Annotated in this window: 17 protein-coding genes; 13 read left to right on the top strand and 4 right to left on the bottom strand. The window is 73.5% G+C overall.

Features of this window, described 5'->3' with window-relative positions:
* Positions 1 to 2: 2 nt before the first annotated feature.
* The 4 genes from VQH23_RS14255 to VQH23_RS14240 are packed head-to-tail and all read left to right on the top strand — an operon-like array spanning position 3 to position 6,981.
* On the top strand, positions 3 to 2,267 hold the full coding sequence (locus VQH23_RS14255; protein WP_338661400.1) for a response regulator: 2,265 nt from the start codon (positions 3 to 5) through the stop codon (positions 2,265 to 2,267).
* Between the two features lie 30 nt (positions 2,268 to 2,297).
* Positions 2,298 to 3,350 (top strand): chemotaxis-specific protein-glutamate methyltransferase CheB, encoded by a 1,053-nt coding sequence (gene cheB, locus VQH23_RS14250; RefSeq protein WP_338666103.1) that lies wholly within the window; start codon positions 2,298 to 2,300, stop codon positions 3,348 to 3,350.
* The gene (locus VQH23_RS14245) at positions 3,347 to 5,104 is read left to right on the top strand and encodes an ATP-binding protein (RefSeq protein ID WP_338661399.1); all 1,758 of its coding nucleotides are present in this window, start codon (positions 3,347 to 3,349) and stop codon (positions 5,102 to 5,104) included. Before cheB ends, VQH23_RS14245 begins: the two co-directional genes overlap by 4 nt.
* Positions 5,101 to 6,981: a response regulator gene (locus VQH23_RS14240; protein ID WP_338661398.1), complete on the top strand. Its 1,881-nt coding sequence runs from the start codon at positions 5,101 to 5,103 to the stop codon at positions 6,979 to 6,981. The genes VQH23_RS14245 and VQH23_RS14240 overlap by 4 nt, the downstream gene beginning before the upstream one ends.
* A 7-nt stretch (positions 6,982 to 6,988) precedes the next feature.
* Here the strand turns inward: VQH23_RS14240 and VQH23_RS14235 are convergent, their stop codons facing one another.
* Positions 6,989 to 7,183, bottom strand: a complete 195-nt coding sequence (locus tag VQH23_RS14235) for a hypothetical protein (protein ID WP_338661397.1) — start codon at positions 7,181 to 7,183, stop codon at positions 6,989 to 6,991.
* A 95-nt stretch (positions 7,184 to 7,278) separates the two neighbouring features.
* Positions 7,279 to 7,653 (bottom strand): glyoxalase superfamily protein, encoded by a 375-nt coding sequence (locus tag VQH23_RS14230; protein ID WP_338661396.1) that lies wholly within the window; start codon positions 7,651 to 7,653, stop codon positions 7,279 to 7,281.
* Between the two features lie 125 nt (positions 7,654 to 7,778).
* Here VQH23_RS14230 and VQH23_RS14225 point away from each other — a divergent pair, with 125 nt between their 5' ends.
* The 4 genes from VQH23_RS14225 to VQH23_RS14210 are packed head-to-tail and all read left to right on the top strand — an operon-like array spanning position 7,779 to position 11,569.
* Positions 7,779 to 8,909: a TRAP transporter substrate-binding protein gene (locus VQH23_RS14225; protein WP_338661395.1), complete on the top strand. Its 1,131-nt coding sequence runs from the start codon at positions 7,779 to 7,781 to the stop codon at positions 8,907 to 8,909.
* A gap of 23 nt (positions 8,910 to 8,932) precedes the next feature.
* Complete coding sequence (locus tag VQH23_RS14220; RefSeq protein WP_338661394.1) at positions 8,933 to 9,481, top strand: TRAP transporter small permease subunit; 549 nt, start codon at positions 8,933 to 8,935, stop codon at positions 9,479 to 9,481.
* A gap of 28 nt (positions 9,482 to 9,509) precedes the next feature.
* Positions 9,510 to 10,919, top strand: coding sequence for a TRAP transporter large permease subunit (locus VQH23_RS14215; protein WP_338661393.1), 1,410 nt, complete (start codon positions 9,510 to 9,512; stop codon positions 10,917 to 10,919).
* 2 nt (positions 10,920 to 10,921) lie between these two features.
* Positions 10,922 to 11,569, top strand: coding sequence for a GTPase (locus VQH23_RS14210; protein WP_338661392.1), 648 nt, complete (start codon positions 10,922 to 10,924; stop codon positions 11,567 to 11,569).
* A 6-nt stretch (positions 11,570 to 11,575) separates the two neighbouring features.
* Here VQH23_RS14210 and VQH23_RS14205 read toward each other — a convergent pair whose 3' ends face one another.
* Entirely contained in the window at positions 11,576 to 12,292 is a 717-nt protein-coding gene (locus tag VQH23_RS14205; RefSeq protein ID WP_338661391.1) for a hypothetical protein, read from the bottom strand.
* Positions 12,293 to 12,311: 19 nt separating this feature from the next.
* On the opposite strand from VQH23_RS14205, the gene VQH23_RS14200 reads away from it, so the two are divergent.
* The 3 genes from VQH23_RS14200 (at position 12,312) to VQH23_RS14190 (ending at position 15,477) form a co-directional block, all read left to right on the top strand.
* A complete protein-coding gene (locus VQH23_RS14200) occupies positions 12,312 to 13,757 on the top strand; it encodes a GTPase (RefSeq protein ID WP_338661390.1) in 1,446 nt (481 codons plus the stop codon).
* Between the two features lie 75 nt (positions 13,758 to 13,832).
* Complete coding sequence (locus VQH23_RS14195) at positions 13,833 to 14,804, top strand: alpha/beta hydrolase (RefSeq protein ID WP_338661389.1); 972 nt, start codon at positions 13,833 to 13,835, stop codon at positions 14,802 to 14,804.
* Between the two features lie 127 nt (positions 14,805 to 14,931).
* The gene (locus tag VQH23_RS14190) at positions 14,932 to 15,477 is read left to right on the top strand and encodes a hypothetical protein (RefSeq protein ID WP_338661388.1); all 546 of its coding nucleotides are present in this window, start codon (positions 14,932 to 14,934) and stop codon (positions 15,475 to 15,477) included.
* A 74-nt stretch (positions 15,478 to 15,551) separates the two neighbouring features.
* On the opposite strand, the gene VQH23_RS14185 is transcribed toward VQH23_RS14190, so the two are convergent.
* The gene (locus VQH23_RS14185; RefSeq protein ID WP_338661387.1) at positions 15,552 to 16,370 is read right to left on the bottom strand and encodes an aspartate dehydrogenase; all 819 of its coding nucleotides are present in this window, start codon (positions 16,368 to 16,370) and stop codon (positions 15,552 to 15,554) included.
* 111 nt (positions 16,371 to 16,481) lie between these two features.
* Between VQH23_RS14185 and VQH23_RS14180 the strand changes: the two genes are divergently transcribed.
* Together VQH23_RS14180 and VQH23_RS14175 are read left to right on the top strand one after the other, a co-directional pair.
* A complete protein-coding gene (locus VQH23_RS14180) occupies positions 16,482 to 17,279 on the top strand; it encodes an SDR family oxidoreductase (RefSeq protein ID WP_338661386.1) in 798 nt (265 codons plus the stop codon).
* A gap of 80 nt (positions 17,280 to 17,359) precedes the next feature.
* Positions 17,360 to 17,737: a response regulator gene (locus VQH23_RS14175; protein ID WP_338661385.1), complete on the top strand. Its 378-nt coding sequence runs from the start codon at positions 17,360 to 17,362 to the stop codon at positions 17,735 to 17,737.
* Positions 17,738 to 17,810: the final 73 nt, after the last annotated feature.

Below are 17,810 nucleotides of genomic sequence, written 5' to 3'. Positions count from 1 at the left end.
GCATGTCCGACTTCCGCGCGGAGCTGCTGGCGGCCTTCGCGGCCGAGCACCGCGAGCACCTGGGCGCGATCCGCGAGGCCCTGTCTGCCGAGGACGGCGACGGGGCCGTGGAGCTGGAGCCGGCGGCGCTGCGAGAGGTGTTCCGCCGCGCCCATTCCCTGAAGGGTGCCGCCCGCGCGGTGGACCTGCCGGGGCTGGAGGCGGTGGCGCACCGGGTGGAGTCGCTGCTGGCGCGGGAGATGGAGGCGGCCGCCGGCGGCCCCGCGCGCCTCTCCCCGCCCACCCTAGCGCTGCTGCACCGCGGGCTGGACGCGATCGAGGCCTCCGCCTCCGCCATGGCCGCGGGGGCGGAGGCGCCGCCGGTGGAGGCCGTGCTGGCGGCGCTGGACGGCGACCCGGCCCCTTCCCAGCCACCACCCGCCGCGCCGCGGGCGGCCGAAGGGCCGGCTCCTGCGCCGCCCGCCGCGCACCCGACCCCGCCCACGGCCCCGACCCCGACCGCGGCCCCGCCAACCGCCCCGTCCACACCAGGAGAGGGCCACCTGCGGGTGGAGGCGGCGCGGGTGGAGCGGCTCTCCGCCGCCATGCACGGGCTGAAGGTGCTGATCGGGCGCCAGGATTCCACCATCGCCGGGCTGCGTGGGCTGGAGGCGGAGCTGCGCGCCCTGCGCCGGGGCTGGGACGGGCTGCGCGCCGCCCTGCCGGCCGACCCCGCCCTCGCCCCGCGCCTGCGCGGCTTCGACGCGGCGCTGGGGGAGGCGGTGCGGCGCCTGTCCGGCCTTTCCCGCCAGGGGCGGGCCATGGAGGACGCGCTGGACCGCGCCGCCTCCACCCTCCAGGAGGAGGTGGAGGCCATTGCCCTGGTCCCCGCCGCCACGGTTCTCGGCCCGCTCGCCGCCGCCGCGCGGGAAATGGCGCGGGAGGCGGGGCGCGAGGTGACGGTCCGCACCGAGGGGCTGGAGGCGCAGGCGGAGCGCCGCGTGCTGCAGGCGCTGAAGGACCCGGTGCTGCACCTGTTGCGGAACGCCCTCGGCCACGGCGCGCCGCGGGACGGGCGGCGGGCGGAGATCGGGCTGCGCGTGGCCGCGACCGGCGGCGGGCTGCGGGTGACGGTGTGGGACAACGGGCCGGGCCCGGACCTCGGCTCCATCGAGGCGACGGCCATCCGGCGCGGCCTGCTGGCCCCGCGCGCGCCGGGCTCGGCCCCGCCATCGGCCGATGCCCTCCTCGCCCTCGTGTTCGAGCCGGGCTTCTCCACGGCGGCCGAGGTGGACCGGCTCTCCGGCCGCGGCATGGGGCTTTCCGTGGTGGCGGAAGCGGCGGCGGCGCTGCACGGCGGCGCGGCGCTTCGCCCCCGGCCCCCGGTCGATGGTGCAGGCGGGGCGGAAGTCGTCATCGCCCTCCCCCCCTCCACCGGCCGGCGCTCCCTCCTGCTGGTGGAGGCGGGGGGGCAGGTATTCGGCCTGCCCGGCGGCAACGGGCTGGTCTCGGTGGGGCCGCTGCTGCGGATCGACCCCGCCTCCATCATCGCCGCCGAAGGCCGGCCCGTTGCCCGGCTGGGGGTGGAGGGCGGGGAGGCGCTGGTCCCGCTCGCCTCCCTCGCCGCCCTCATCGGCCGGGCGGAGGAGCCCTCGCCCGGCCCGGTGCCCGCTGTGCTGCTGGCCCGCGGCGGGGCGCGGCTGGCGCTGACCGTCTCCGCCCTGCGGGACGCCCGCAGCCTCGTGGTGACGGAGGTGGACGCGCCGGGGGTGGACACGGCCCTGGTCTCCGGCGCCGCCCTGCTGGAGGACGAGGCGGTGGCGCTGGTGCTGAGCCCGGACGGGCTGCTGGACCGCGGGCTGCGGGAGGCCGCGCGACCCGGCGCCGCCCGCCCCCTCGCCCCCGCCGCGCCGGAGCGGCGGCGCCACATCCTGGTGGTGGACGACTCCATCACCACCCGCACGCTGGAGCGCAGCGTTCTGGAGGCCGGCGGCTACCGCGTGACCCTGGCGGTGGATGGGCTGGACGCGCTCAACTCTCTGCGCGAACCCGGCGCCTCGGTTGACCTCGTCCTCGCCGACGTCGAAATGCCACGCATGGACGGGTTCGGGCTCATCGAGGCCATCAGGGCGGATCCGCACTTGGCGGAGCTGCCGGTGATTCTCATGACCTCCCGCGACAGCCCCGGCGACGTGCAGCGGGGCATGGAGCTGGGCGCGAGCGCGTATCTGACGAAGCAGGGCTTCGATGGCGGGGCCCTGCTGGCTGCCATCGGCCAGCTGGTCTGAGGCCCCGAATTGGCCTCTCCCGTGCGCGTCATGATCGTGGAGGACAGTGCCGTCGTGCGGCACCTCCTCTCCCACATCGTCTCCCGCGACCCCCGGCTGCAGCTCGTCGCCGCGATCCCCTCCGCCGAGGAGGCGCTGGCGGAGATCACGCGCGTCCGGCCCGACGTGATCTCCATGGACATCCGCCTGCCCGGGATGGACGGGCTGGAGGCTACCCGCCGCATCATGGCGGAGCACCCCACCCCCATCGTGGTGATTGCCGACGCGGTGGAGGAGGGGGGACTCCGCATCTCCATGAACGCGCTGCGGGCGGGGGCGCTGACCGTGGTGGAGAAGCCGCTGGGCCCCTCGCGCGAGGGGTGGGAGCGGGCGGCGGAGGGGATCTGCACCCAGCTCTTCATCATGAGCCAGGTGCCGGTGATCCGGCGCCGGGCCGGGGGCCTCGGGGCGCCTCGCTCTGCCCCACAGCTGGTCTTTCCCCTTCCTACTCCCTCCCAGCCCGCGCTGGTGGGGATCGGCGCCTCCACCGGCGGCCCGCCGGCCCTGGCGCGGGTGCTGGGGGCGCTGCCCGCGGACTTTCCCGTGCCGGTGCTGGTGGTGCAGCACATGGGCGCGCCGTTCATGGAGGGGTTCGCGGCCTGGCTGGACGGGCTGGTGGCGCCGCGCGTGACGGTCGCGCAGGACCGCACCCTGCCCCGCGCCGGCCATGTCTACGTGGCGCCGGGGGACCGGCACCTCGGGATCACCGCCGGCGGGCTGATGCAGGTGAGCGAAGCGCCGCCCGTGGGCGGGCAGCGCCCGGCGGCGGACGTGCTGTTCCAGACCATGGCCCGCAACCTCGGGCCGCGCGGCATGGGGATCCTGCTGACGGGGATGGGCGAGGACGGGGCGCGGGGCCTGACCGCGCTGCGGAACGCCGGCGGGCTCACCCTGGCGGAGGACGAGACGACGGCGGTGGTCTACGGCATGCCGGCGGCCGCGGCGCGGCTGGGCGGGGTCTCCTCCCTGCTGCCGCTGGACCTCATCGGGCCGCGCTTGCTGAAGGCGGCAGGCAGCCCCGAGACGGGCGCGAGGACGAAGTGAGCGCCGAGTCAGCATGGCCCGCTGAGGGGGGCCCGGAGGGCGGACGGGAGGAGGCACCGCGCATCCTGCTGGTCGAGGATTCCGAGACCCAGGCCCTCCAGCTCCGCCGGATGCTGGAGGCGGAGGGCTTCGCCGTGACCCGCGCCGCGACGGCGGAGGCGGCGCTGGACGGGCTGAACGGCCCTCTGCCCGCCCTGGTCATCGCGGACTACCATCTGCCCGGCATGAACGGCGACGAGCTGGTGCGCCGAATCCGCCTGAACGTGCGCGCCCGGGCGCTTCCCGTGCTGATGCTCACCGATGGCGGGGGCGGGCACGGCGCCGACCTGGAGCGCCAGGGGCTGGAGAGCGGCGCCGACGCCTACGCGCCGAAATCCGCCGGGCGGGAGTTGATCCTGGCCCGGCTGCGCGCCCTGCTCCGCCGCAGCGACGCGGAGGGGATGCCGGACTCCCCCGGCGCGGGCTTTCGGCGGGCGCGGCTGCTGCTGGTGGATGACGGCCCGACCCACCGCCTCTGGCTCTCCTCCCTGCTCGCCGGGGACGGGGACAGCGTGGAGGCGGTGGACAGCGCCGGCGCGGAGGCCGCGGCCGGGCGGGAAGGCTGGGACGGGGTGCTGATCAACCTCGCCGGGCTGGGGCCGGAAGGGCTGGCGCTGTGCCGGCGCCTGGACGCCATGCGATCCGCCGATGCGGCGCGGGCGGGCGATGCCGACGCCGCCTTCCGCATCGTGGCGCTGGAGGGCGCGCGGGCCAGCCCTGTGGCCGCCTTCGAGGCCGGGGCCGACGACGTCCTGCCCGCCGAAGCGGTGGGCGAGGCGATCCGGCTGCGCGTGCGCGCCCTGGTCCGCCGCAAGCTGCTGCGCGAGGAGAACCGCCGGATCGAGGCCGCGCTGCGCGAGCGGTTGCGCGAGGTGGAACGCGCCCGGGCCGAGGCCGCCTCCGCCGAGGCCCGCGCCGCCCTGGCCGACGCGCTGGAGCGGGCGAACACGGAGCTGGGCGCGGCCAACCACGCCCTGCGCGACACCCAGGGCAAGCTGGTGCAGGCGGCCAAGATGGCCTCCCTCGGCGAGCTGGTGGCGGGCATCGCGCACGAGATCAACAATCCGCTGGCCTTCATCCTGGCGCATCAGGGAACGGTGACGCGGCTCCTGGACGGGCTGGCCCCGCGCGTGGCGGAGGACCCGGAGGCGGCGCGCGCGGTGGGCAAGGCCGTGCAGCGCGCGGAATCCATGGCGGTGGGGCTTCGGCGCATCCAGGAGCTCGTCTCCAACCTCCGCCGCTTTTCCCGCATGGAGGAGGGCGGCGCGCAGGAGGTGGACGTGCCGGAGGCGATCTCCACCGTTCTCGCCCTGCTGACCCACAAGCTCTCCGACCGGATCGTGGTGGAGCAGGACTTCCAGGCGCCGCGAATCCTGCGATGCTCCCCGGCCCTCCTCAACCAGGTAGTGATGAACATCGTCGGCAACGCGGCGGACGCGATCCAGGGCCCGGGCGGGATCCGCGTGGCGACGCGCCTGGACGGCGGCGACTACGTGATCGAGGTGAGCGATTCCGGCCCCGGCGTGCCGGAGGCGATCCGGGCGCGCATCTTCGAGCCCTTCTTCACCACCAAGCCCGTGGGGGCCGGAACGGGACTGGGGCTGTCCATCGCCTACACCGTGGTCGGGGCCCATCACGGCAGCATCACCGTCGACGACGCGCCCGGCGGCGGGGCGCGCTTCACCGTGCGCGTGCCCGCGGAGGGCGCGGCGTGACGGCGGGTGCGATGCCGGGCGGGCGCGCCACGATCCTCCTCGTGGACGACGAGGCGGAGATCCTGACCGCGTTGACGGACCTGCTGGAGGACGAGTTCGAGGTCGTCTCCACCACCCGGCCGGAGGAGGCGCTGGGGATGCTGGCCGGCGGGCTGCGCCCGGCCGTCATCCTCTCCGACCAGCGCATGCCCGGGCTGACGGGCGACGTCTTCCTCGAGCGGGCCCGCGCCCATTCCGACGCCGAGGCGCTGCTGCTGACGGGCTACGCCGAGCTGGACGCGGTGGTGGGCGCGGTGAACCGCGGCCGCATCGCCGGCTACGCGGCCAAGCCCTGGGAACCGGCCGCCCTGCTCTCCATGGTCACGGCCGCGCGGGACCGGCACGGGTTGCGGCGCGCGCTGGAGACGGAGCGCGCCCTGATGCGCGGGCTGCTGGAGAACCTGCCGGAACAGCTCTCCTTCAAGGATGCGGCAGGACGTTTCATCCGGCTGAACGGCCCCAAGGCGGCGGCGCTGGGCGGGACGGTCGAGTCCCTTCTCGGCCGGCGCGAATCCGAGTTGCTCCCGGCCGAGGCCGCGTCGCGACTGGCGCGGGCCGAGGCGGGCGCGCTGGCGGAGGGCGCCGTCTCCGAGCTCGTCGAGGAGGCGGGCGAGGAGGGCGGCAGCCGCTGGATGCAGGTGAGCCGCGTGGCGCTCGGGGGCGGCGTGCTGGTGACGATCGGGCGCGACGTGACGGAGGCGCGCCAGATGGAGGCGCGGCTGCGCCAGGCCGACAAGATGCAGGCGCTGGGCACCATGGCCGGGGGCGTGGCGCACGACTTCAACAACCTCCTCACCGCCATCCTCGGCAGCCTGCAGCTGGCCGGGCGGCGGGTCGGGGAGGATCCCGGGCTGCGGCGGCTGCTGCGCAACGCCACCATGGCGGCGGAGCGCGGATCGGCGCTGACGCGGCGGCTGCTGGCCTTCTCCCGCCGGAACGAGCTGGCGCTGCGCACCGTCTCCGTGAACGCGCTGGTCCTCGGCATGGGGGACCTGCTGGCGCGCAGCCTGGGCGGGCCGAACGGGAGCACGGTGGAGCTGCGCCGGCGGCTGGCGCCGGAGCCGGTGACCGCGATGGTGGACCCGGAGCAGCTGGAACTCGCCCTGCTGAACCTCTGCATCAACGCGCGCGACGCCATGCCGAACGGCGGCACCATCACCATTGCCACCGAGGACGTGACGGTGGCGGCGGAGCAGGTGCCCGATCTGCCGGCGGGAGACTACGTGCGCGTCACCGTCGCCGATACGGGCACGGGCATGCCGCCGGAGGTGCTGGCGCGCGTGCTCGAGCCCTTCTTCACCACGAAGGAGGTGGGCAAGGGCACGGGGCTGGGCCTGCCCATGGTCTACGGCCTGGTCCAGCAATCCGGCGGCGGGCTGACCATCGAGAGCCGCCCCGGCGAGGGCACGCGCGTCGCCCTCTACCTGCCGGCGGGGGACGGGGCGGCGACGCAGGCGGGTGCCGAGGCGCGGGAGGTGGCGCCCGCGCGGGAGCCGGTGCGCGTGCTGGTGGTGGACGACGACGCCACGGTGCGGGAGGTGACGGCCGGCTTCCTGGCCGATCTCGGCCACGAGACGGTGGAGGCGGATGACGGGATCGCCGCCCTGCGCGTGCTGGAGAGCGACCCCTCCGTCCGGCTGATGGTGGCGGATTTTGCCATGCCGCGCATGACGGGGGCGGAGTTGTCCGAGCGGGCGCGGGTGATGCGGCCGGACCTGCCGATCCTGCTGGTCACCGGCTACGCGGAACTGGCGGCGCTGGCCGCGAACATCCCGGTGCTGCACAAGCCCTATCGCCAGGCGGACCTGGCGGAGCACGTGGCGGTGCTGCTGGGCTGAGGCCCGCTCAGTCCCCGGAAGCCGACTGGGCGGCGGCGGCGCCGGCCAGGGCCGCGATCTCGCGCAGGGCGGCGAGGGTGAGGGGCACCTGGGTCAGCGCGCCGTCAATCCCGTGCAGGTGCAGGGCCACGCCGGCCGGCCCCTCCAGCAGGGCGGCGGAGTGGATGGGGCGGAGGATGCGGGGGGAAGCGGAGGGGGTCATCGGTCGGTCCGGTCTCGTCCTGAGGGGGCGCCGGCTCTTCCGGCCCGCACAGCATTCCCGGCCCGACATGAACGAAGGATGAACCGGTCGCTCCCTCAGCGCGGTTCCTCGAAGGTCAGGCGGTTCCCGGCGGGATCGGTCACGCTCAGGATGCGGGCGCCCCAGGGCGCCTCCTCGAGGCCTGGCCGGGCGAAGCCGTAATCCCCGGCCAGGGCGGCGTGGAAGGCCTCGATTCCCTTCACTCGCAGCAGCAGCGCCGATCCCGGCGTGGCGTCGCCATGGTGCTGGCTGAGGTGGAGGGCCACGCCGCCGAGGGAGATCGCGGCATAGAGCGGCAGGTCCGGGGCGAAGCGGTGCTCCCAGTCCCAGGAGAAGCCGAGATAGCCGAGGTAGAAGGCGCGCGTGGCCGGCACGTCGAACATGCGGAGGATCGGGATGGCGGGCCCGAAGGCCGGAGGGGCGGGGGACATGGCCGCACCGTAACCCGGTCGGCACCTCTCGGACACGCGATCAGTGCTAGGCAGCGGGGCCATGGAAGGTTAAGGGCGGAGGGAACGCCCGCGTTCTGACGGGCCTGCCGGGAGACGAACATCCGATGAATCGCCGCCGTTTCGTCGCGGGCGCGCCGCTGGCTGCCGCCGCGGCCACGACGCTCGCTGCCCCCCTCAGCGCCCCCGCCATCGCCCAGACGGCGCCGGAGCTGCGCTGGCGCATGGCCTCCTCCTTCCCCAAGAGCCTGGATACGATCTACGGCGCGGGAGAGATCGTGGCGCGGCGGGTGGCGGCGCTGACGGATGGCCGCTTCCGCATTACCCCCTTCGCCGCGGGCGAGATCGTGCCCGCCTTCGGCACGGTTGACGCCGTGCAGCAGGGCAACATCGAGTGCGCCCACACCGCCTCCTACTACTTCGTGGGCAAGGACCCGACCTTCGCCTTCGACGGCACCGTCCCCTTCGGCATGAACTTCCGCCAGCAGAACGCCTGGCTCAACGCCGGCGGCGGGCACGAGGTGATGCGCGAGTTCTTCGAGGGCTACAACATCGTCTCCTTCCAGGCCGGCAACACGGGCGCCCAGATGGGCGGCTGGTTCAGGAAGGAGATCCGCACCGTCCAGGACCTGTCCGGCCTGAAGTTCCGCATCGGCGGCTTCGCCGGCAACGTGGTGCAGAAGCTCGGCGCCGTGCCGCAGCAGATCGCGGGCGGCGACATCTACGCGGCGCTGGAGCGCGGCACGATTGACGCGGCCGAGTGGATCGGGCCGTACGACGACGAGAAGCTCGGCTTCAACCGGGTGGCGCCCTACTACTACTACCCGGGCTGGTGGGAGGGCGGGCTGAACCTCTCCCTCCACATCAACAAGGCGAAGTACGACGAGCTGCCGCCGCTGTATAAGGAGGCGCTGACCAGCGCCTGCCGCGACGCGACGGTCGAGACCATCGCCAAGTACGACAACCAGAACCCGGCGGCGCTGCGGCGCCTGATCGCGGGCGGCGCCCAGCTGCGCGCCTTCCCGCGCGAGGTGATGCAGGCCTGCTACCGCGCCACCTTCGAGCTCTACGACGAGACGGCGGCGGCCAACCCGCGCTTCAAGAAGGTGTACGACCACTTCAAGGCCTATCGCGACACCCAGCTCCAGTGGTTCCGGGTGGCCGAGAACTCCTATGACAGCTTCGTCTACCTGATGCAGGCGCAGGAGCAGCAGCAGGCCGCCCAGCCGCGCCGCTGAAGGTTCTAAGGATTACGGATACGATGAAGCCACTGCTCGCCTTCAGCCGCTTCGTGGACGACCTGAACGCGAAGATCGGCCGGATTGCCGACTGGATGACGCTGCTGGCCTGCGCCATCAGCGCCGGGAACGCCTTCGTGCGCTACGGCGTCTCCTACTCGTCCAATGCCTGGCTGGAGGTGCAGTGGTACCTCTTCGCGGGGATGGTGATGCTCGGCGCCTCCTACACGCTGTTCCGGAACGAGCACGTGCGGGTGGACATCCTTTACGGCAACCTGTCGGAGCGGGCGCGGCTGTGGGTGGACGTGTTCGGCTTCGTCGTCTTCCTCCTGCCGGCCATGATCCTGCTGGCCTGGATGACCTGGCCCTTCTTCCTGGACAGCTGGCAGCGCCTGGAAGGCAGCCAGAACGCCGGCGGCCTTCTGCGCTGGCCGGTGAAGCTGCTGATGCCCGTCGGCTTCGCGCTGCTATCGCTGCAGGGCGTCTCGGAGCTCATCAAGCGCATCGCGCTGCTCCGCGGCCTGAAGCCGGAGAGCGAGGCGGTCGTCGCCTACGAGCGGCCTCTTCAGTGAACCAGACGACGACCGGACGGATCTTTCCATGAACCCCGACTACATGCCGCCGCTGATGTTCGGCGGCCTGGTGATCTTCCTCCTGCTCGGCTTTCCCGTGGCCTTCTCGCTCGCCGCGGTAGGGCTGTTCTTCGGCTTCATCTCCATCGAGCTGGGCTTCTTCACCACCGCCTATCTCGGCAACCTGCCGCTCCGGGTTTTCGGCACGCTGTCGAACGACCTGCTGCTCTCCATCCCCTTCTTTACCCTCATGGGCGCGATCCTGGAGCGCTGCGGGCTCGCGGAGGACCTGCTGGAGGGCACGGGGCAGCTCTTCGGTAAGATCCCGGGCGGCCTAGCCTATGCCGTCATCCTCGTCGGCGCCGTGCTCGGCGCCATCACCGGCACGGTGGCGGCCTCGGTCATCGCCATGGGCATGATCTCCCTGCCGATCATGATGCGCTACGGCTACGACATGCGGATCGCGACGGGCGTGATCGCGGCGTCGGGCACCATCACGCAAGTCATCCCGCCCTCCCTCGTGCTCATCGTGCTGGGCGACCAGCTCGGCCGCTCGGTGGGCGACATGTACGCGGGCGCCATCGGGCCCTCGATCCTGCAGATCCTGCTGTTCATGGCCTTCATCGCGGGCGTCTCCATCTTCGCGCCCCACAAGGTCCCGGCCCTCCCGCCGGAGGCGCTGGGGACGCGGGGCTGGCCGCTCTACTGGCGCGTGCTCAAGGGCATGGTGCCCTCCATCGTCCTCATCTTCCTTGTGCTCGGCACCATCTTCCTGGGGCTGGCGACGCCGACGGAGGCCGGCGCCATGGGCGCCGTGGGCGCGGTGGCGCTGGCCTGGGTGAACGGGCGCTACTCCTGGCCGCTGATCCGGGAAGCGATGTCCAACACCATGCGGATCACCGCCATGGTGATCTTCATCCTCATCGGCTCCACGGTCTTCTCCCTGGTGTTCCAGGGCGTCGATGGCGGGCTCTGGCTGGAGCACATGCTGTCGGGCCTGCCGGGCGGGCAGGTGGGCTTCCTCATCGCCGTCAACGTCTTCGTCTTCTTCCTGGCCTTCTTCCTCGACTTCTTCGAGATCGCCTTCATCATCGTGCCGCTGCTGGCCCCCGTGGCCGCCAAGCTCGGCATCGACCTGGTGTGGTTTGGCGTGCTGCTCTGCATCAACCTGCAGACGAGCTTCATGCACCCGCCCTTCGGCTTCGCGCTGTTCTACCTACGGGGCATCGCACCGAAGTCGGTCCTCTCGCGCGATATCTACTGGGGCGCGGTGCCCTGGCTGCTGCTGCAGCTCCTGCTGGTCGCCATCGTCATCATCTGGCCGGAGAGCGTGACCTACTGGATCGACAAGGGCACGGGCGTGGATCCCAACTCCGTCCGCATCGAGGTGCCGATGCCCGACATGGGCGAGGACGCGCCGCCGATCACCTTCAACTGAGGATGGGCCTTCTGGACCGGGCCTGGGGGGCGCTTCGCGGCGCCATCCCGGGCCTTTTCCGTTCCGCCCTCCCGGCGCCGCCGGACTGGGCGGCGGGGCGCGGCCGAATCCTGCTCGTCGGGCCGACCGGCGCGGGGAAGAGCGCGCTGGTGAACGTGGTGCTGGGGGAGGAGGTGGCCTCCTCCACCGCCGGCGCGCCGGTGACGGCGGGGACGCGCTGGCATGGCCGCGATTCCGCCCTCGGCCTCGCCCTGGGCGACACGCGCGGGCTGGAGACGGCGGAGAGCGCGGCGCAGGTGGCGCAGCTGGAAGCGGCCATCGCGGAGGCGGGCCCGGCGCGGCGCCCCCATCTCGTCTGGCTGGTGCTGAACGCCGAGGGCGGGCGCGCCTTCGCCGGGGAAGGCACGCTGGCCGCCTTCGCGGAGGCGCTGCGGCAGGCCTCCATCCCCTTCCTCGTCGTCCTCACCCATGCCGAGCCCGGTGCGGGGGCCCATGCGGGCCTGCGCGCGCGGATTGCGGCGGCGATGGGCGATCCCGCCGTGGTGGCGGTGAACACGCGGCCATTGCTGGGCGAGGACGGGGCGGTGCTGCTGCCCGCGCACGGGGTGGATGGCCTGCTGGCGGCATCCCGCCCCTTTCTGCCGGGCTGATCCCGCCTACCCGCCCAGCCCGCCGCGGAAGGGCAGCAGCAGCAGCTCGTACCAGGCCATGTGCGCCACCCCGTAGAGCCCGGCCTTCCACATCAGGGCGGAGCGGAAGCCGAACATCACCACCAGCATCGGCAGCAGCCCCAGCGCGGCGGTCCAGAGCAGTTCCCGCTTCACCGGGCGGGCCAGGGCGTCCGCCAGGGCCAGGGCCACGCGGTCCCGGTCGTCCTGGTACACCACCCGGGCCAGGCGGATGCCGAAGCGGGGGATGAGGGAGGCGGCGCGGCCGATCTCCTCCATCTTCGTCTCCAGCGTGGTGATGGCGTAGCGCGCGAGGACGAAGAGGGCGAAGCGGAACACCGGCGCCCCCCGCAGGAGGAACAGCGCCCGCGCCAGCGGCCACGCGGAGACGACACCCTGCGCGAAGTGGACGAGGTACCAGAGCAGCACCGCCCCCGCCGCGGCCAGCGCCCAGGTGATGCTGGGCAGGTAGGGCGCGATCGCCGCCAGGGCGAAGAAGACCGCGGTGACGCCGATGGCCACCATCGCCTCCTCCGCCACGTAGCGGAACACGGCGTTGCCGATGAAGGCCTCCACCGCCGGTTCCAGCTCGGCGGCCAGCTCCCCCTCACTCCCCGCGAGGAGGGCGGCGATGAGGGAGGCGCTGTCGCCCTCCGGCGACGGTTCCGCGAAACGCGCGGACTGGGGTTGGACGGGTCCGGCCATGCCGGGCAGACTCCTCCCGATGTTCAGCAGGACCGTCAAGCCGGACCCCATCGCCGTGGCGCTGGAGCACGCCCGCCGGGCGGTGGCGGGGGGCGATCCCCTGCCCCTCCTCCTCGTCTGCACGGGCGAGGAGCGGGGGAGGATCGCGGCGGCCGCCGGGCTGGCCGAGACGGAGCCGCTGCCCCTGGCCCGCGCCCTGCGCCCCCTGCTGGTGGAGGGCGCCGGCACCCCCCCTGCCCTGCCCGCCCTGCTGACGGCGCTGCGGGTCCGCAAGCTCTCCGCCCTCGGCGACACCTCCCCCGTGGCCCGGGGCTTCACGCGCCCGGCGCCGCAGCGCGGGAACTGGGTCGGCCGCCTGCTCGGGCGCGGGGCGACGCTGCTGGACGACGCGGTCTCTGCGGTGCCGGGGATCGAGGACCGGATGGCGGGGATGCAGCGCTGCAACGTGCTGCTGGCCGGGCGGTCCGGGGCGGGGAAGAGCACGCTGGTGAACGCCGTCTTCGGCCGGGTGGCGGCGCGGACCGGCGAGGGCGCGCCCGTCTCCACGGTCGCCACCTGGTACCGCCACCCCTGCGCCCCGCTGCACCTGGCCGACACGCGCGGACTGGAGCCCGGCGCCTACCGGGAGACGCGGGCGGCGGTGGAGGCGGAGCTGGCGGGGCTGGCGACCCTGTCGGAGGAGGAGCGGCTGCACCTCGCCTGGCTCTGCATCGACGCGGCGGGGGAGCGGGTGGAGCCGGCGGACCAGGACCTCGCGCGGCTGCTGGCGGCGCAGGGCGTGCCGGTGATCGTGGTGCTGACCAAGGCCTGGGGCGAGGACCGGCTGTCCGACGCCGTGCGGGTGCTGATCCCGGAGGCGCGGGCGGTGCTGCGCGTGGTCGCCGCGCCGCGCCTCTTCCCCGGCGGCGGCAAGGACGGCGGAGCGCGGGTGGAGGCGCGGGGGCTTGAGGCCCTGGTGGCGGCCACGGTGGAGGCGCTGCCGGAAGGGCGGCGCGCGGCGGCGGCGGCGGCCAACCTCGTCGCCCTGGCCCCGAAGATCGCGGAGGCGGAGGCGGCGATCGCCGCCCACGCGAAGGTGGCGGCGGCCCTGGCCGCCACGCCCATCCCCTTCGCCGACGCCGCGCTGCTCTTCGGCGTGCAGGCGAAGATGATCGTGGACGTGACGGTGCGGATGGGCACCCCGGCGGAGGAGATGCCGCTGAAGACCGTGGCCGCCGCGCTGCTGGGCCCGGCCGCCGCCGGGGTGGGCGGGCGCGTGGCGGGGCGGGCCTTCGGCACGCTGCTGAAGTTCATCCCGGGCATCGGCACCGTGGCCGGCGGCGCGGTGAACGCGGCCCTGGCCTATGGGCTGACCACGGCGCTGGGGCAGGCCTACCTCGCCTTCCTGAAGGACCGCTGGGCGGTGCTGCAGCACCCGCCGAGCCTGCAGGAGGTGGTGTCCTTCCTCGGCCGCTTCCGGGGGTAGGCGCGGCAACGCGGCCGGGCCAGGGCCGTTCCCCTCCCCACCTGCAACGCCGTCCCGGGACACCGCGCCATTCCCTTGCTCGACATCGACGAGAGCGACCTCGAGGAGGCGCGGCGGCTCAACCGGAAACTGGCCTGGGCCCCCCGCTTCAAGATCCGCCACAGGCTCGACCAGTTCTTCATCCAGTCGCTCCTGCGCCTCTCGCAGATCGGCGCGGACCGGGCGGTGCGGCGCGCCGGGCTCGAGCTGGAGGAGCGGGTGGTGGAGGCGGACGGGCTGCGCGTGCCCGTGCGGATCCTCCGCCCCCGCGGGGCGGTCCGGGGCGTGGTGCTGGACATCCATGGCGGCGGCTGGGCCATCGGCAATGCGCGGGTGGATGACGGGCTGAACGCCGGGATCATCCGGGCCTGCGGCGTGGCCGTGGTCTCGGTGGAGTACCGGCTGGCCGGCCGCAACCCTGTGCGGCTGCTGATCGAGGACTGCACCGCCGCCGCGCGCTGGCTGCTGGGCGGCGGGCTGCCGGACCTCTCGGCGCTGCCGGTGATGATGACGGGCGAATCCGCGGGCGGCCACCTGGCCGTGGCGACACTGCTGCGGCTGAAGACGGAGCCGGAGCTGCTGCGGCGCGTGCGCGGCGTGCTGCTGCACTACGGCGTCTACGACCTGGCGGGAACTCGGAGCCTGCGGGAGGCCGGGCGCGACACGCTCGTCCTGCCCGGCCGCGACCTCAGGAAGGCGCTGTGCCGCCTCACCCCGGAGATGAACGACGAGGAGCGCCGCGCGCCGGATCTCTCGCCGCTCCACGCGGACCTCTCGGGCCTGCCGCCGGCGCTGATGTTCGTCGGCGCGCTCGACCCCCTGCGCGACGATACGCTGGAACTGGCGGAGCGCTGGCGCGCGGCCGGCGAGGCGGAGATGCACCTGATTCCCGAGTCCCCGCACGGCTTCCTGCACTTCTCCACGGGCATCGCCGCGAAGGTACGCGCGCACGGCCATGCGTGGATCCGGGAAAGGCTGGGCCAGGAGAGTGCGGGCCGGCCGTCCTAGCGGCGGCCATTCCCGCCTCTCTCTGCCCGCATAGGCCTCATCTATGGCCGCGACAGCAACGCCCGTCTTCCTCGAAGCCACCGCCGACGGCTACAGTCCGGTCCGACGCCGGAACAAGGATCGTCCCGTGACCTCCAAGCCCATCCCGCTCGACCCGACGGCCCTGGAGGGCGTGACGGGCGGCACGGTCCACGTCGGCAACTCCGGCGCCGAGCGGATCGTCGGCAGCAACGGCGCCGACCTCCTCCTCGGGAATGGCGGCGACGACGCCATTGCCGGCGGCGGCGGGAACGACCAGATCGACGGCGGCTCGGGCCGCGACGTGCTCCAGGGCGATGCCGGAGACGACCGCCTGTCCGGCGGCGCGGGCGACCGGACGGCGGACATCGCCTTCGGCGGCGACGGGAACGACAGCTACACCTGGATGCCCGGCGACGGAAACGACAACTTCAGGGGGATGGCCGGCCAGGACACGCTGAACCTGCCGAGCATGTCCCTCGGCCAGCTGCAGGGCGCGCTGCACCTGACCAGCACCGGCCTCAACATGCAGGTCAGCGGGAACAGCATCAGCTTCACCGATGCCTCCGGCCGCCCGGCCAGCTTCGGCGGGACGATCAGCTACGGCGGCGAGACCCTGACCTTCACCGAGGTCGAGCGAATCCAGATCCGCTGACCCTACGGCGCGTCCGCACCTGCGAGGCCGGCGACGCCCGGGGCCCGAATACCCCGGGCGTTCGCCTCAGGTCCTCAGGTCCCCACCCGCAGCGGCGCGCCCATCTTGCGCAGGCAGGCGACGACGGAGAGCGCGGTGATGCGCCCGGTCTTCGGGTTCTCGCTCGGGATGTTCTCGATCTGCATGGAGAAGGAGGCGGAATCGGCGTCCACCTCGATCCGGTGCGTGTTGCGCGTCAGCGCCGGGTCCGCCCAGATCTCCAGCTCCGTCCGGTCCGGCCCGATGCCGGCGAGAGAGAGCGCGACGGCGACGTTGAGGTTGGCGGGGAAGCCGATCGCCGCCTCGCGCGGGCTGCCCCTGAAGACCCGCAGCGGCTCCTTGATGCTCTCGATAGCGATGTTGTTCTCCACGAGGTAGGGCGCGCCCACCAATCCGCGCACTGGCTTGCGGGTGACCATCCGCACGGCATGGATCGTGCCCTCCGCCGCCGCCGCCACCGCGTCCAACCCGAGCAGCGCGCCGGTGGGCACGGTGATCTGGCCGCCATGCGCGCGCGCCAGCTCCAGCAGGTGCTCCGCGCGCAGCAGCGCGCCCGCGCTCAGCACCACCACGCCCTTGCCGGCGCGCAGGAAGGGTTCCGCGATAGCGGGCAGCAGGGCAGCGGGGGCGGCCTCCACCACGATGTCGGCCAGCGGCTCCAGCGCCTCCACCGGCACCACGGGCACGTCGCGGGACGTGGCGGCGGAGAGGCGGGCCTTCGCCGCCCCGATGTCGCGCGCGGAGACGGCGGCGAGCTCGCAGCCAGGCAGGCCCTTCTCCAGCGCGGCCACCACGGCCATGCCCACCGCGCCGAGGCCGGCCACGGCGATCCGAAGGGGTGGTCTGGTGCTCATGCCCGTCCTCTCGTCACGCGAATCGTGAGAATGCCCGACCGCCGCGCCCGGAAACCATGCGCGCGCCGCCGCGTCGAGCACCCGGCATAGCGCGGGAAGGGTGCGGCGCACATGGATCTCGGCATCAGGGGCCGCGTGGCGGTGGTGACGGGCGGCGATTCCGGGATCGGGCTGGAGACCGCCCGCTTCCTCCTCGCCGAGGGCGCGAAGGTGATCCTCTCCGACAAGGATCCCGCCGCGCTGGAGAGGGCCGCGGCGGGGCTGGACGGCGCCGTGCGGGCCGTTGCGGCCGACCTGACGGTGCCCGCCGAGGTGGAAGCCCTCGCGCTCGCGGCGCGCGAGGCCTTCGGGCCCGTGGGCATCCTGGTGAACGCCGCCGGCATCACCGGCCCGACTGGTCCCTTCCACACGTTGAAGGACGAGGACTGGCGGACGGCGCTGGACGTGGACTTCCTCTCCGCCGTGCGGATTTGCCGCGCCCTGATCCCCGGCATGGTCGAGCAGGGGTGGGGCCGGGTGGTGCTGATCGGCTCCGAGGACGCGGTGCAGCCCTATCCGGACGAGCTGCCCTACTGCGCGGCGAAGGCGGCGATCCTCAACCTTACCAAGGGGCTGTCAAAAACCTATGCGCGCCAGGGCGTGCTCGTGAACAGCGTCTCCCCCGCCTACATTGAGACGCCGATGACGGACGCCATGATGGAGAAGCGCGCGAAGGAGCGCGGAACCTCCTTCGAGGAGGCGGTGCAGAGCTTCCTGAAGGAGGAGCGACCCACGCTGGAGCTGCGCCGCCGCGGGCGCGTGGAGGAGGTGGCGGCGGTGATTGCCCTCCTCTGCTCGGAGCGCGCCAGCTTCGTGAACGGGGCGAACTACCGCGTGGACGGTGGTTCGGTTGCCACCATGGCCGTCTAGGGGTTCCATCGGGCCCAACACTTTCACCCGCGAGACGTTAGGTGCGGGGAAGAGGGCGGGTGATGGCCAGGACGGGACCGATGTTCGACGTGGTTGTGCTGGAAGACGACGACCTCGTCCGCGATGTCCTGACCGACATCATCGAGGCGGAGGGCTTCGCCGTGCGCCCGGCGGCCACCGCCGACGTGGCGCTGGCGCACCTCGACTCGAGCGCAGGGTGCAGCCTGCTGCTGACCGACATCGACCTCGGCCCCGGCCCCAACGGCTTCGACACGGCGAGGACGGCGCAGGAGAAGCACCCCGAGCTGCCGGTGATCTACCTCACCGGCCGCCCCGCCCATGCCAATGCCCGGGATTTCGGGCCGAACGAGCGATTCCTCCGCAAGCCCTTCCGCACGCGGGAACTGGTGGAGGCGATGCGGAGCCTCGGCGTGAACCCGCCCTCCGAGGACGCGTAGAGGACAACACGGACCCAACCACCGGCTGTACCAGGAGAGGAACGCGGTCCGGCCGAGGTGCCGGGTTGAGCCT

This window comes from Pararoseomonas sp. SCSIO 73927 (assembly GCF_037040815.1).
GTDB lineage: Bacteria > Pseudomonadota > Alphaproteobacteria > Acetobacterales > Acetobacteraceae > Roseomonas.
The sequence above is the reverse complement of the archived record's forward strand: the minus strand, read 5'-3'. Positions and strand labels throughout refer to the sequence as shown.

Excerpts from the sequence above, each read along its gene's own strand:
- VQH23_RS14220 (WP_338661394.1), top strand. The coding sequence starts at position 8,933 with ATGAAGCCACTGCTCGCCTTCAGCCGCTTCGTGGACGACCTGAACGCG.
- VQH23_RS14225 (WP_338661395.1), top strand. The coding sequence starts at position 7,779 with ATGAATCGCCGCCGTTTCGTCGCGGGCGCGCCGCTGGCTGCCGCCGCG.
- VQH23_RS14200 (WP_338661390.1), top strand. The coding sequence starts at position 12,312 with ATGTTCAGCAGGACCGTCAAGCCGGACCCCATCGCCGTGGCGCTGGAG.
- VQH23_RS14205 (WP_338661391.1), bottom strand. The coding sequence starts at position 12,292 with ATGGCCGGACCCGTCCAACCCCAGTCCGCGCGTTTCGCGGAACCGTCG.
- VQH23_RS14215 (WP_338661393.1), top strand. The coding sequence starts at position 9,510 with ATGAACCCCGACTACATGCCGCCGCTGATGTTCGGCGGCCTGGTGATC.
- VQH23_RS14255 (WP_338661400.1), top strand. The coding sequence starts at position 3 with ATGTCCGACTTCCGCGCGGAGCTGCTGGCGGCCTTCGCGGCCGAGCAC.
- cheB (WP_338666103.1), top strand. The coding sequence starts at position 2,298 with ATGATCGTGGAGGACAGTGCCGTCGTGCGGCACCTCCTCTCCCACATC.
- VQH23_RS14175 (WP_338661385.1), top strand. The coding sequence starts at position 17,360 with ATGTTCGACGTGGTTGTGCTGGAAGACGACGACCTCGTCCGCGATGTC.
- VQH23_RS14230 (WP_338661396.1), bottom strand. The coding sequence starts at position 7,653 with ATGTCCCCCGCCCCTCCGGCCTTCGGGCCCGCCATCCCGATCCTCCGC.
- VQH23_RS14185 (WP_338661387.1), bottom strand. The coding sequence starts at position 16,370 with ATGAGCACCAGACCACCCCTTCGGATCGCCGTGGCCGGCCTCGGCGCG.
- VQH23_RS14180 (WP_338661386.1), top strand. The coding sequence starts at position 16,482 with ATGGATCTCGGCATCAGGGGCCGCGTGGCGGTGGTGACGGGCGGCGAT.
- VQH23_RS14210 (WP_338661392.1), top strand. The coding sequence starts at position 10,922 with ATGGGCCTTCTGGACCGGGCCTGGGGGGCGCTTCGCGGCGCCATCCCG.
- VQH23_RS14235 (WP_338661397.1), bottom strand. The coding sequence starts at position 7,183 with ATGACCCCCTCCGCTTCCCCCCGCATCCTCCGCCCCATCCACTCCGCC.